This is a genomic window from Chelatococcus sp. CO-6 (assembly GCF_001271345.1).
Lineage (GTDB): Bacteria > Pseudomonadota > Alphaproteobacteria > Rhizobiales > Beijerinckiaceae > Chelatococcus_A > Chelatococcus_A caeni.
This window is the reverse complement of the sequence record NZ_CP012399.1, coordinates 781,877-795,328: the sequence shown is the minus strand read 5'-3', so window position 1 is coordinate 795,328 and position 13,452 is coordinate 781,877. Positions and strand designations below refer to the sequence as shown.

At 63.4% G+C, this 13,452-nt stretch carries 11 protein-coding genes and 1 pseudogene; 10 read left to right on the top strand and 2 right to left on the bottom strand.

The features are described 5' to 3' along the window. Positions 1-13 precede the first annotated feature (13 nt). From AL346_RS24885 to AL346_RS24190, 5 genes are all read left to right on the top strand, one after another. Entirely contained in the window at positions 14-1,045 is a 1,032-nt protein-coding gene (locus AL346_RS24885; RefSeq protein ID WP_156332938.1) for a glycosyltransferase family A protein, read from the top strand. Then, positions 1,038-1,931 carry an alpha-1,2-fucosyltransferase gene (locus AL346_RS24880; RefSeq protein WP_082312710.1) on the top strand — a complete coding sequence of 298 codons (894 nt, stop codon included), beginning with the start codon at positions 1,038-1,040 and terminating at the stop codon, positions 1,929-1,931. The genes AL346_RS24885 and AL346_RS24880 overlap by 8 nt, the downstream gene beginning before the upstream one ends. After that, positions 1,913-2,983, top strand: a complete 1,071-nt coding sequence (locus AL346_RS24875; RefSeq protein ID WP_156332937.1) for a glycosyltransferase — start codon at positions 1,913-1,915, stop codon at positions 2,981-2,983. The genes AL346_RS24880 and AL346_RS24875 overlap by 19 nt, the downstream gene beginning before the upstream one ends. Positions 2,984-3,192: 209 nt before the next feature. Then, entirely contained in the window at positions 3,193-4,275 is a 1,083-nt protein-coding gene (locus AL346_RS24195; RefSeq protein WP_019401837.1) for a glycosyltransferase, read from the top strand. A 49-nt stretch (positions 4,276-4,324) separates the two neighbouring features. After that, on the top strand, positions 4,325-5,233 hold the full coding sequence (locus AL346_RS24190; RefSeq protein ID WP_157672231.1) for a glycosyltransferase family 2 protein: 909 nt from the start codon (positions 4,325-4,327) through the stop codon (positions 5,231-5,233). A 21-nt stretch (positions 5,234-5,254) separates the two neighbouring features. Here the strand turns inward: AL346_RS24190 and AL346_RS24185 are convergent, their stop codons facing one another. Further along, positions 5,255-5,866 (bottom strand): TetR family transcriptional regulator, encoded by a 612-nt coding sequence (locus tag AL346_RS24185; protein WP_019401835.1) that lies wholly within the window; start codon positions 5,864-5,866, stop codon positions 5,255-5,257. 98 nt (positions 5,867-5,964) lie between these two features. Between AL346_RS24185 and AL346_RS24180 the strand changes: the two genes are divergently transcribed. Together AL346_RS24180 and AL346_RS24175 are read left to right on the top strand one after the other, a co-directional pair. Continuing rightward, positions 5,965-7,143: an efflux RND transporter periplasmic adaptor subunit gene (locus AL346_RS24180; protein ID WP_053194227.1), complete on the top strand. Its 1,179-nt coding sequence runs from the start codon at positions 5,965-5,967 to the stop codon at positions 7,141-7,143. After that, on the top strand, positions 7,140-10,307 hold the full coding sequence (locus AL346_RS24175) for an efflux RND transporter permease subunit (protein WP_053194225.1): 3,168 nt from the start codon (positions 7,140-7,142) through the stop codon (positions 10,305-10,307). The genes AL346_RS24180 and AL346_RS24175 overlap by 4 nt, the downstream gene beginning before the upstream one ends. Here AL346_RS24175 and AL346_RS25980 read toward each other — a convergent pair. After that, a pseudogene (locus tag AL346_RS25980) lies at positions 10,301-10,468 on the bottom strand (thiamine pyrophosphate-binding protein); the annotation flags it as partial. The gene AL346_RS24175 and the pseudogene AL346_RS25980 overlap by 7 nt on opposite strands. A gap of 302 nt (positions 10,469-10,770) precedes the next feature. On the opposite strand from AL346_RS25980, the gene AL346_RS24170 reads away from it, so the two are divergent. Genes AL346_RS24170 through AL346_RS24160 form a run of 3 tightly spaced genes read left to right on the top strand, consistent with a single transcriptional unit; the run spans position 10,771 to position 13,437 of the window. Further along, positions 10,771-11,670 carry a FadR/GntR family transcriptional regulator gene (locus tag AL346_RS24170; RefSeq protein ID WP_245303245.1) on the top strand — a complete coding sequence of 300 codons (900 nt, stop codon included), beginning with the start codon at positions 10,771-10,773 and terminating at the stop codon, positions 11,668-11,670. Next, positions 11,633-12,163: a TRAP transporter small permease gene (locus AL346_RS24165; protein WP_026014850.1), complete on the top strand. Its 531-nt coding sequence runs from the start codon at positions 11,633-11,635 to the stop codon at positions 12,161-12,163. Before AL346_RS24170 ends, AL346_RS24165 begins: the two co-directional genes overlap by 38 nt. Continuing rightward, entirely contained in the window at positions 12,160-13,437 is a 1,278-nt protein-coding gene (locus tag AL346_RS24160) for a TRAP transporter large permease subunit (RefSeq protein WP_019400608.1), read from the top strand. Before AL346_RS24165 ends, AL346_RS24160 begins: the two co-directional genes overlap by 4 nt. The last annotated feature ends 15 nt before the right edge of the window (positions 13,438-13,452 follow it).

Below are 13,452 nucleotides of genomic sequence, written 5' to 3'. Positions count from 1 at the left end.
GAGCAGGTCGCAGGTGGGTGCTTATCGCGATGCTGATCTAAGCAGGGAGATTACAGGAGTTATGATCGGCAGGCTAACTTCAGGTGTGGATGTTATTATCCCTGCTTATAACGCCGCTCGTTATCTGGAGGAGGCGGTTCGGTCAGCCGCTATGCAGACCTTGCCTCCCGAGAGTATTGTCGTGGCCGATGACGGGTCTACCGATCAAACCCCTCTGATCGCGCAACGACTGGCGCAAGAACTGCCTATGGTTAAATATCTAAAGCTGGAGCATAGAGGGGTTTCAGCGGCTCGCAACGCGGGCATTAGAGCTTCAAGCTCAGCCTATGTCGCTTTCCTCGACGCTGATGACATCTGGCATCCCTGTAAGTTGCAATCGCAGCTGGATGTCTTCTTCAAGGCAGCTGATTCAGTCGGATTTGTGCACACGGGGTATGAGTATATAGATGAGAAGGGGAGTTTAGTTTCTGGCGATCCCATATTTGAGCCAAGACTTAGGGGTAACATTTTCATCGATTTGCTGAAGAATGGATATGTCGTCTCTGGATCGGCGTCAAGTGTTGTTGTGCGGCGCTCAGTTCTTGATCGTGTTGGTTTATTTGATAATGAATTATACTATGGTGAGGATTGGGATATGTGGCTGCGGCTAGCGGCCCATAGCGAAATTGATTTCTGCAATGAAGCGCTAGTAAAGATCCGAATTAATCCAAATAGCGCACAAAGGAAGAATTATGATGATAAAATGATTGATTTTTATTTTCAGTTACTTAGGGTGTATGAGAAGTGGCCTGACCACGTTCTGGAGGATGACGAGGTGCGCGCGAGCCTGCGTGACCGAGCGGGAGTGATGTTATTGCCACTGCTGCGTCGCCCTTGGAAGATCGAGCGATTTTACAGGACTCTTCGGTTAGCTGGGCCTTTCTCAGCGGCTCTTTTTGCTGGGCGCGGTGACCTGTGGTTCAGCGTCGGCCGATGGGTGGCGAGGTACGTTTTCTGGAAGTGGCGGTCCCTTTGGACTCAAATAAGGAAGCCTCTAGGTGGTTGAGAAGCGCGTTGTTGTTCGAATCGTCGGGGGGCTCGGCAACCAAATGTTTCAATACGCCGCGGGATTGGGCCTTGCGATGCATCATGGTGCCAAGCTTGAGCTCGATCTTTCGGCCTTCTCGAATTACACAACTTGGCCATATCAGCTGGACAGACTTCGCGTGCCACAGGACATCACGTGTGAGCAGTCTCAGGAGCCGCTTGGACGGCGCCGTTTCTTAACTCGTTTGCGGTCACGGGCATTCCGCAAGATGGAGAGTAAAGCCAACTATTATCGGGAGCCGCATTTTCATTTTGATGAGAGTTTTTTTAAGCTTAACGATAAAGAGATGCGAATTTTTGGCTACTTCCAGAGTCCAAGTTACTTCGAAAACTGCGGCGATATGCTGCTGAAATATTTTCAGCCTGCGACGCCGTTGGGGGCTATCGCACAAAAATGGGCTGACCGTATTGATGCCGCAAATTGCAGTGTATCTCTTCATGTTCGAAGGGGCGATTATGTGACAAATCTAAACGCAGCTGCGGTGCACAACGCAATTGGAGAAGGGTATTATAAACGGGCAATCGCGTTGATGCGTAGAATTTTCGGAGATGTACAATTCTTCATATTCTCGGATGATTCGGCTTTCGTGGAGCAGATGTTCGGGGATCTTCCTCGAGCTTGTATTGTTCGCACTGATCCCGCGCGTAGTTGGGAAGATATGTTTCTGATGGCCCGTTGCCGGCATCATATTATTGCCAATAGCTCGTATTCGTGGTGGGGTGCGTGGCTGAATGCTTCTCCGGACAAATTGGTCATAGCGCCAGGTCGGTGGTTCACTCGCCAGCGATTGTCCACGACAAACGTTATGGATATTTATCCGGAAGGTTGGATCATTTTGAAATGAACAATTCCATGCTCAGTGTTCTCCTGCCTGTTTACAATGGTGAACCATTCCTGGCGGAAGCGATTGAAAGTATACTGCGCCAGTCATTCAAGAATTTCGAATTTATTATTATCAACGATGGATCGCAAGACAGTAGCGGAGAGATTATTGATTATTACGCTGCGAATGATAGTCGCATTCGGGCCTTTCATCAAGATAACCAAGGGCTCGTTGCCACCCTCAATCGCGGCGTCGAACTTGCCCGTTCCCCCTTCATAGCCCGTATGGATGCTGACGATGTTTCGTTGCCACAGCGGTTTGAACTGCAGCTACCGCAGCTGATCGCTCAACCGCGCCTCGCTGTTGTCGGTGGTTTCATTAATATTGTCGACGAGGAAGGTAGATTTTTGAAGCATGCTGCGTATCCTGTCGGAAAGGATGATGTCGCACGTTTTTTGGAAGCAGACTCGCCGTTTGCCCATCCGACGGTAATAATGCGCCGGAGTGTTGTTGAAGGTATCGGTGGATATCGAAGCGCATATAGATGCGCGCAGGATTATGATCTCTGGTTACGTATTTATGACGCTGGATACGATCTTGAAAATGTGCCGGAAACCATCTTAAATTACAGGCAGCATGCCGGTAGCATTTCGCTTCGCAACGGATGTCAGCAATTGCTGGCCGCGAGGGCGGCGCGCCTAGCGCACAGAGCCAGGCAGAACGATATGCCGGATCCCACCGATCAGGCCGTCCATATCACAAAATCCACGATTTCGGATTTTCCTGCCGAGCTTCGGGGAGATGTCGATGCTGAGTTATTTGCCCTGCAGCATAATATGGGCGCCTTTCCAGCTATAGATGAGCTCTATAGGGCCTTGGATGGGTATCGCATGCTCTCAAAGTACGCGAGGAGGGATGCGAGGCTCGTTCATTTTCATAGATGGGCAGCGCGGGGGTTCTATCTTCACGGAAAATACACGGCGGCTATTAGAGAAGTACTCTATGCTGCATGGCGAGATCCGCTGGTGATAGCGCGGATTCTTCAATTGGCATGTGGTGTTCGGCGGCGGTAATCTGTTTGCAAATTCGATGCCGGACTGCGGCAAACGGGGGTCCAGGAGTTAGATGTATATTTTCCTTTTTAGTCGACTTTCTCAGGTCTCGGCTGCTCGGTCCAATTCTTGGTTCGATGAAGGGAGTGTCGCGCTCTCGGACGGTGGTTCGCGCGCTTGGTGGCAATCGATGTGACGTACCTTTATCCCGAAGGCTGGATCATCCTCAAATGAGCGGCCCCGCGCTCAGCGTGCTCCTGCCGGTCTACAATGGCGAGCGGTTCCTGGCCGCCGCCATCGAGAGCGTGCTTGGCCAGACCTTCGGGGATTTCGAGTTCATCATCATCAATGACGGCTCGCGGGACGGCAGCGCGGCGATCATCGACGGCTATGCCGCGCGTGACCGGCGGATCCGTGCTTTCCATCAGGAGAACCGGGGGCTCGTCGCGACGCTCAATCGCGGCATCGAACTCGCCGTCGCGCCCTTCGTTGCGCGCATGGACGCCGACGATATCGCCCTGCCGCGACGCTTCGAGCTTCAGCTCGCGCGGTTCGAGGGGCGACCGGAACTCGCTGTCGTCGGTGGCTTCGTCAACATCGTCGACGCCGAGGGCCGGCTTCTGCGGGGCGGGGACTATCCCACCGGCGGCGAGGCGCTGACGCGCTTCCTCACGTCGGATGCGCCGCCGCTCGCTCATCCCACGGTCATCATGCGCCGTGACGTCGTTGCGCAACTTGGCGGCTACCGTCCGCAGTACAAGCACGCGGAAGACTACGATCTCTGGCTGCGCATGCACGACGCCGGCTACGCCATCGAGAATGTTCCGGTTCCGGTCCTCGATTACCGGCAGCACGGTGAGAACGTCTCCTTCGTGCACCGGCGCCAGCAGGCTCTCGCGACCATTATCGCTCGTCTCGCCCACCGGGCGCGCGCTGCCGGTCTCGCCGATCCTACGAGCGATATCGACATCATCGGCGACACGACGATCGAGCTGATACCGCCGCATCTGCGCAGGGGCATCGAGGCGGAACTGTTCACGCAAAGACACAACATGCTCTCTCTCGCGGACCTCGCCACGATCGAGCAGGCTCTGCGCGACTATGCGCAACTGCCCGCTGAAGCGCGGCGGGATCCGCGCCTGGCCCATTTCCTGATGCGCGCTGCGCGCGGTTTGTGGGCGCAACGCCGGCGTGGGGCTTCCCTGATGCTGCTCGGGCGAGCGCTGCTGCGGCATCCGAGCGTCGCGCTGCAGCTCCTGCATGGAAAATTGCAGCGGGCCGGGGCAAGCGCTATTTCCAGGGGCGGCCGCTAGCCCGGCCTTGGCATCGGGGCAGGGCTGGCTTAGTAGCCTCGCAAGGCTGATGGAACCTTTCAAACCGATGCATCCCTCCGAGATCAGCGTCGTCATCCCCACCTACAACCGGGCGCACTGCATCGTGCGGGCGCTCGAGAGCGTCTTTGCGCAGTCGCTCGCGCCCGGGGAGATCATCGTGGTGGACGATGCCTCGCACGACGACACGGCGGCGGTGCTCGCGCCCTATGCCGGGCGGATCCGCGTCATTCGGCACGAGACGAACGCCGGGGCTTCCGCGGCGCGCAACACGGGGATCGCCGCGGCGCAAGGCACGTGGGTGGCGTTTCTCGACAGCGACGACGCGTGGCGGCCGGACAAGCTCGCGCGCCAGCTCGCGTTCATGGCCGCCCACGGCATCAACGTCTGCTGCACCAATTGTGATCTCATCTGGCCCGACGGGCAGGTGGAGCCGGCCTACCGGCCCTATCCGCCGCGCATGGAGATCGGTCACTACGTCTGGGGATGCTTCACCTGCCCGGGATCGACGCTGATCGCGCGGCGCGACCTCATCGCGGCCGTCGGCGGCTACGATCTGCGCTATCCGCGCTACGAGGACTGGGACCTGTTCCTGCGCCTCGCCGACCACTCGCAAGTCGTGCTCGGCTTCCTCAACGACTATCTCGCCGATGTCTGGCGCGACTCCTCGGCCAACACCGCCCTCGTCGACAAGGGCCTCGACCTGATGGTGGACGACCACCTCGAGCGCCTGTCCCGGCGGGAAGGGGCGCTCGGCCGGTCCTTCCGGGCCGCCATCGCCTTCGCGCGCTCGTCGAACGAGACCTCGCGCGGCCGCTACCTGGCGGCGGTCGGGCACCTGATGGAGAGCTTCGTGCTCGCCCCGGTGCGCAACGAGGCCTTCCGCATCATCCTGTGGCCGTTCCTCAGGCGCAAATGCCTCGGCACGATGCCGCGCTGACGGACCTCGTGGGAGACGCCTTCAGGCGCGCATCCCCGCGATCAGGGTTCGGACCAGCTTGGCGCCGACCTCGACCAGAGAAAAGGCGCGGTTGCTGCGCAGCCACTCGTTGAGAAGGCCGCCGAAGACGCATTGCAGGGCGCGGGCGGCCGTCTCCGGCTGCCAGCCGGGCGCCAGCGTGCCACCGCGCTCGGCGAGCTGCATGATGCGCAGCAGCCGGTCGGCGACGTCCCGGTTGATCTCCTCCACCTGCGCGGCGACCTCCGCCATCGGGCCGCTCGTCGCATAGGTGCGCGAGAGGATGGCGTGGATGCGCTGGCGGCGCTCGTCGGCGGCTACGATCTCCAGGATGGCGACACCGGCGGTCTCCAGGAGGCCGAGCGGATCCTCGTGCCCGTGCGCCAGCGCGTGCTCCAAAAGGTCCTCCTGCGGCAGGCGCGTGCTCTCGCGCAGGGCCTTCAGCACCTCGGCCTTGTCCTTGAAGTGCCAGTAGATGGCGCCGCGCGTCACGCCGGCGCGCCGTGCGATCTGCTCCAGCGTCGCGCGTTCGGCACCGTGCTCGAAGAAAACCTCGGCAGCCGCATCGAGCACCGCCTCGCGCGTCTGTTCCGCTTCGGCCTTCGTCCTGCGCATTCACAATCCCCTGATCCGACCTTCGGCCTCTTTACAGACATTCATGAATGTATATATGCTGCACTGCAATGTCGACCAGCTCCGTCCGGTGATCCGCCATGGCCATTCGTACAGCTTTTCCCTCGTCAATCGCAAAGCCGCTCGCAGCGACCCTGGTGGCTGCGCTTCTCGCGGCCGCGCCGATCGGGCAGGCGGGGGCCCAGCAGGGCGCGCCGCCGCCGCAGGTCACCGTGGTCGAGCTCGCGGCGCGGGATGTGCCGCTCACCTTCCAGTACGCCGCCCGCATCTCCGCCTTCCGCGAGGTGCAGGTGCGGGCGCGCGTCGGCGGCATCCTGCTGGAGCGCAAGTTCACCGAGGGCGCCCGTGTTAAGGCCGGCGACGTCCTCTTCGTCATCGATCCGGACCGCTACGAGGCGGCATTGGCCGAGGCTAAGGCGCGCCTGCAGCAGGCTGTCGCGCAGCATAACCAGGCGGTGCGCGACGCCGAGCGGGCGGCGAGCCTTTACGAGAAGAACATCGGCAGCGAGAAGGCGCGCGATGATGCCGTCTCCAACGAGGAGCTGACGCGCGCCGCCATGGCTGCGGCCGAGGCGGCGGTCAAGACGGCGCAGCTCAACCTCGACTATACGCAGGTGACGGCGCCGATCAGTGGCGTCACGAGCCTTGAGGAGGTGCCGGAAGGCAGCCTCATCGGCACCGGGTCGGATGCGAGCCTTCTGACCTCCATCACCCAGCTCGATCCGGTCTACGTCAACTTCTCCTTCTCCGATGCGGAGGCGGCCGACATTCGTCGCCTGCTCGCGCGGCAGGAGGAGAGGGGCGGGCATTCCACGGAGCTCAAGGTCGCCATCGCCTTCGGCGACGGAACGGCCTACGAGCGCGAGGGCACCATCGACTTCACCGCGAGCAGCATCGACGTCTCCACGGGGACGCTGCGCGCCCGCGCCGTCGTCGCCAATCCCGAGGGCCGGCTCATCCCCGGCCAGTTCGTGCGCGCGACGATCAAGGGGCTCACCCTGGACGGGGCCATCGTCGTGCCGGAGGGCGCCCTGATGCAGGGGCCGAAGGGGCAGTTCGTCTATACCGTCGACACCGAGGGCAAGGCGCAGGCGCGTCCGGTCACGACCGGCGCGCAGGTCGAGGGCGGCTTCGTCATCCTCTCGGGCCTTGCGGCGGGCGACAGGCTCATCACCGAAGGCGTCATCAAGGTGCGTCCCGGCGCGGCCGTCGCCGCGACCCCGCCCGTGACCAAGGCCCATCTGGCAGCAAGACAATGAACCGCTTCTTCGTCGACCGGCCGGTCTTCGCGGCCGTCATCTCCATCGTCATCGTGCTCGCCGGCATCGTCGCCATCCGCGTCCTGCCGATCGCGCAATATCCCGAGCTGCTGCCGCCACAGGTCGTCGTCTCCGCGACCTATCCGGGCGCGAGCGCGGAAACCGTCGCCCAGACGGTCGCCGCACCGCTGGAGCAGCAGATCAACGGCGTCGAGGGCATGCTCTACATGCAGTCCTCGAACTCCTCGAGCGGCCAGATGCAGCTCACCGTCACCTTCGCGCAGGGGACGGATCCGGACCAGGCCACCATCGACGTCAACAACCGCGTGCAACGGGCGACCTCCTCGCTGCCCGAGGCGGTGACGCGCCTCGGCGTCACGGTAGCCAAGCGCTCGACCTCGATCCTCGGCCTCGTCGCCATGTATTCCGAGGACGGCCGCTATGATTCCACCTATGTCGGCAATTATGCGCTGCTCAACGTCATCGACGATCTGAAGCGCATTCCCGGCGTCGGCGATGCTTCGCTCCTCGGCCAGCTCGACTATTCGATGCGCGTGTGGCTGCGGCCGGACAAGCTCGCTCAGTACAACCTGACGCCGTCCGACGTCGCCGCCGCCATCCGCGAGCAGAACGCCCAGTTCGCCGCCGGCCGCTTCGGCGACGAGCCCAACGACAAGACGGTCGCCTTCACCTATTCGGCGACCACGGCCGGGCGCCTGCCGGACGCCGCCGCCTTCGAGAACATCATCCTGCGCGCGGACGCGAACGGTGCGGCGCTCAGGCTGAAGGACGTGGCGCGCGTCGAGCTCGGCGCGGAGAGCTATGCCGTTCAAGGCAAGCTCAACGGCACGCCGGCGGTGCCGATAGCCGTCTACCTGCAGCCCGGCGCCAATGCGCTCGACACCATGTCGGCGATCAAGACGCGGCTCGACGAGTTGCAGCAGGGGTTCCCCGACGGCATCACCTATCGCATTCCCTATGACACGACGAAGTTCATCGAGGTCTCGATCGAGGAGGTGATCCACACCTTCGTCGAGGCCATCGTGCTCGTGGTGCTCGTCGTCTTCCTCTTCCTGCAGAACTGGCGGGCGACGCTCATTCCCGTCATCGCCGTGCCGATCTCGATCATCGGCACCTTCGCCGGCATGTATCTGCTCGGCTTCTCCATCAACCTGCTCACGCTCTTCGGCCTCGTGCTCGCCATCGGCATCGTCGTCGACGACGCCATCGTGGTGCTGGAGAACGTCGAGCGCATCATGACGAGCGAGGGCCTGAAGCCGCGCCAGGCGGCCATCAAGGCCATGGGCGAGGTGACCGGGCCGGTCATCGCCATCGTGCTCGTCCTGTGCGCGGTCTTCGTGCCCGTCTCCTTCATGGGCGGGCTCGCCGGCGAGATGTACAAGCAGTTCGCCGTGACCATCGCCATGTCGGTGACGATCTCCGGCATCGTGGCGCTGACGCTGACGCCGGCGCTCTGCGCCCTCATCCTGAAGCCGGGGCATCACGAGCCGGCGCTGCCCTTCCGCCTGTTCAACCGCGCCTTCGAGCGGCTGACGGACGGCTATGCGGCGGGCGTCGCCTTCTTCGTGAAGCGCTTCGTCATCGGCCTCCTCATCTTCGCGGGCGTGTGCGGCGGGGCGGCCTATCTCTTCGCCAAGGTGCCGGGCTCGCTGGTGCCGGACGAGGACCAGGGCATGCTCTTCAGCGTCGCCATCCTGCCGCCGGCCGCCTCGCTTGCCCGCACGGAGGCGGCCATGGAGGCCGCGACGACAAATATCGGCAACCATCCGGCGGTGGAGAACGTCTTCTCGGTCGCCGGCTTCGACCTCCTGTCGTCCGGCAGCAAGACGAGCGCCGGCACCGCGTTTGTCACGCTCAAGGACTGGAGCGAGCGCAGGACGCCGGAGCTCGACGCGCGCAACCTCGCCGGCCCCTTCATGGGCATGAATGCCGGCATCAAGGATGCGATGGTGCTCGCCTTCAACCCGCCGCCGATCATGGGGCTCAGCACGACCGGCGGCTTCGAGCTCTATGTCCAGGATCGAACCGGCGGCGGCATCGACGCGCTGGCGGCCGCGACCTCGAAGCTCGTCGAGGCGGCTGCGCAGCGGCCGGAGCTCACCAACGTGCGCACCACCTTCAGCACCAGCGTGCCGCAATATCGCATCGACCTCGACCGGGAGAAGGCGAAGGCCCTCGGCGTGCCGATCAGCTCCGTGTTCGAGGCGATGCAGGCGACCTTCGGCAGCCTCTACGTCAACGACTTCACGCTCTACGGCCGCAACTACCAGGTCAACCTGCAGTCGGAGGCGCCGTTCCGCCAGTCGCCGGACGACATGCGCCACGTCTTCCTGCGGGGCGACAACGGCAGCATGGTGCCGCTGAGCGCCCTTGCCCGGGCGGAGCGCATCATCGGGCCGGACCAGCTCGAGCGCTTCAACGCCTTCAATGCGGCCAAGGTCACGGGCGATCCGGCGCCGGGCCATACCTCGGGCGAGGCCATTGCGGCGATGCTGGCCGCGTCGCAGGAAGCGCTGCCGAGCGGCTTCCAGGTGGCCTGGACCGGATCGGCCTACCAGGAGCTGGCGACGAGCGGCACCGGCGCGCAGGCCATGATCTTCGGCATCATCATGGTCTTCCTGATCCTCGCCGCGCAGTACGAGCGCTGGAGCCTGCCGTTCGCGGTCATCACCGCCGTGCCCTTCGCGCTGCTCGGCGCGCTGCTTGCGGTGTGGCTGCGCGGGCTGACGAACGACGTCTATTTCCAGATCGGCCTCGTGACGCTCATCGGCCTCGCGGCGAAAAACGCCATCCTCATCGTGGAATTCGCCGTCCTGAAGCGCGAGGAGGGGATGAGCGCGGCGGAGGCGGCCATCGCCGCGGCGCGCCTGCGTTTCCGGCCCATCATCATGACCTCGCTCGCCTTCATCCTCGGCGTCGTGCCGCTCGCCGTGAGCTCCGGTGCCGGTTCGGCCAGCCGGCACTCCATCGGCACCGGCGTCATCGGCGGCATGCTGGCGGCGACCTTCCTCGCTACCTTCCTCATCCCGATGTTCTACCGCCTGATCGCCTGGAAGGCGCCGCGGCAGGAGGCTGAGAAGGACGATGACCATGCCGCCATCGAAGAGACCCGGCCGTCCACCGCGGATACCACTTCCACGTAGCCCGCCGACCGTTCGTCACGGGCCATCACATGGCGAATCTCGTCCCTCGCGAAGCTGCCGTTCCTCATAAGAAAGGGACATTGGCATCGCTTGGCACGCCGAAGATGACCTCGACGCCCGTGGCCTATCGGCATGTCCATGAGGATCGCGGCACCGCGCATCCTGCTTCATCAAAGCAGCGATCCAGGGCATCGGGATCGCTGTTGGTCCTGTTTCGCGACTGGCTGCTGCGGCAAGCCCGCAGGTCCGAGCGGCTGCCGACCGCATAAACGACGCCGCCGCCATCGTGTGTGATGATCTCTCCACTCCGGTTCGGGTGGAGCAACTCGCTGGCGCTCGGTTTGCAGGCGGATCGCTGGCGATCCTGGCCTCGCGCCCCCTCCGGAAGACGAAGCGATCGCTTGTGTTCAGCAGAACGGTGCAACCGCACGGGCTCCATTGTGCGCTGCAGCAACGATTCAACTTGGCACTCTATTCATCATACGTATTATGTAGCCAAGGCCGCACAGGTGGCCGCATTCAACGCGTGGGAGGAATGGATGAGCGAGATCCGGGGCGAAGCGCGCTCAAGGCGGCTGTCGGCGTGAAGGCCGAAGAGCCTCGTCGCATCCCCGCCATGCGCTCCCTGCACCAGGACGCCGTGGACCGGCTCGCCGGCTGGATCGTCGCCGGCCGGTTCGACGTTCACGATCCCCTCCCGAACGAGACGGAGATCGGCGCCGAGCTCGGCGTCAGCCGCACGGTGGTGCGCGAGGCCATGCGGACGCTCGCCGCCAAGGGCATCGTCAGCGTGCGGCGCCGACACGGCACGCGCATCGAGCCGCTCGACCGCTGGCACCTGTTCGACCCGCAGGTGATCGCCTGGCGACTCGAGTCCGGGGTCACCCGCGAATTCGTCAATGATCTAATCGGTTTTAGGCTCGGCATCGAGCCCTATGCGGCGGAGCTCGCGGCGCGCAATCCCGATTTCTCTGCGGCGGCCCTCGACGAGGCCTTCAAGCAGATGACGGCAGCCGCCGTCCACGGCGAGGGGGATTATCACGCGGCGGACCTCGTCTTTCACGAGACCATCCTCAACGGCTCGCGGAATCAGTTCCTGCGCCATCTCGTGCCGATCGTCGCCAACGCCCTCAAGCTCTCGTTCCATCTCTCGGTGGTGGACATGGAAAGCGCGCGCAGGGCTCTGCCCCTGCACCGGGCCGTGGCCGACGCCATCATCGGCCACGACGGCGAAGGTGCCCGCCGGGCACTGACGCAACTCATCGAATCGGCGCGGCAGGACATCTACGTCGCACTCTCGACACGACATCTGGAGAATATCGTCCATGCAAGGATTGATCGACCGGACGTTCCGGCTGCTTGAAGTCCTCCTCGTAGGGCTTCTCGTCTGCATGGTCGTCATGGTGTTCGGCAACGTGGTGCTGCGCTACGGCTTCAACTCCGGCATCACGGTGTCGGAGGAGCTGTCGCGCTACTTCTTCGTGTGGCTGACCTTCATCGGCGCCGTCGTCACCTTTCGTGAGCGCGCCCATCTCGGCGTCGAGACCTTGGTCGGTATCTTTCCGCGCGCTGGCCAGCTCATCTCGATGATCCTGTCGGACCTCATCATCCTCCTGTGCTGCGTCGTCTTCTTCTGGGGCACCTGGAAGCAGTATCCGATCAACGCCACGATGACCGCGCCCGTCACGGGGCTGCCCCTCAGCTACGTCTTCGGCATCGGCTTCTTCACGGCGGGCGGCATCGGGCTCATCACGCTGGCGCGCATCCTGCGCGCGCTGACCGGCCGCATCACCGAGGACGAGATCCGCCTCTTCGCCGGCCACGGCACCAGCGAGATCCGGGAGCACGCCGAATGACCATCGTCGTCTTCCTCGCCTCGCTCCTCGGCTCCATGGCGATCGGCACCCCGGTCGCCTTCGCGCTCATCTTCTGCGGCATCGTGCTCATGACCTACATGGGCATCTTCAACACGCAGATCGTCGCCCAGAACATGATCATGGGCGCGGATACGTTCACGCTGCTCGCCATCCCCTTCTTCCTGCTCGCCGGCGAGCTCATGAACACGGGCGGCTTGTCGAAACGCATCATCGATTTCGCCGTTTCCTGCGTCGGGCACATCCGCGGCGGGCTCGGCATCGTCGCCGTCATCGCGGCCGTCATCATGGCGAGCCTCTCCGGGTCGGCCGCCGCCGACACGGCGGCGCTGGCGGCCGTCCTCATCCCGATGATGCGCGACGCCGGCTACAACGTGCCGCGCGCCGCCGGCCTCATGGCCTCCGGCGGCATCATCGCCCCCGTCATCCCGCCCTCGATCGCCTTCATCATCTTCGGGGTCGCCGCCAACGTCTCGATCATCCAGCTCTTCATGGGCGGCATCGTGCCCGGGCTCATGATGGCGATCGCGCTCCTCATCACGTGGAACATCCTCGTGCGTCGGGAGAAGGTCGCGGTGCTGCCGCGCCAGCCCGCCGCGGCGCGCCTCAGGGCGACCGCCCGCGCCGGCTGGGCGCTCGTCATGCCGCTCATCGTGCTCGGCGGCATCCGCTTCGGCGTCTTCACGCCGACGGAGGCGGCCGTCGTCGCCGCCGTCTATGCGCTCTTCGTCGGCATGGTGATCTACCGCGAGCTCAAGCCGCGCGACCTCTATGGCGTGCTGCTGCGCGCGGCGAAGACGACCTCGGTCGTCCTCTTCCTCGTCGCCTCGGCGCTCGTCTCCGCCTGGCTCATCACAAGCGCCAACATCCCGGCGGAGATCGGCGAATTGATCCGGCCGCTCATCGACCGGCCGAAGCTGCTGCTCTTCGTCATCATGCTGCTCGTGCTCGTGGTGGGCACGGCGCTCGACCTTGCACCGACGATCCTCATCCTGTCGCCGGTGCTCATGCCCATCATCAAGCAGGCGGGGATCGATCCGGTCTATTTCGGCATCCTCTTCGTGATGAACACCTGCATCGGCCTCATCACGCCGCCGGTGGGCATTGTCCTCAACGTGGTGAGCGGCGTCTCGCGCGTGCCCCTCGGCCAGGTGATCGGCGGCGTGGCGCCGTTCCTCCTGGCGCAGGTCGCCGTGCTGTTCCTGCTCGTCATGTTCCCTGAGCTCGTGCTCGTTCCCCTGTCCTGGCTGAGGTAGGCCCGGGACGGTGCG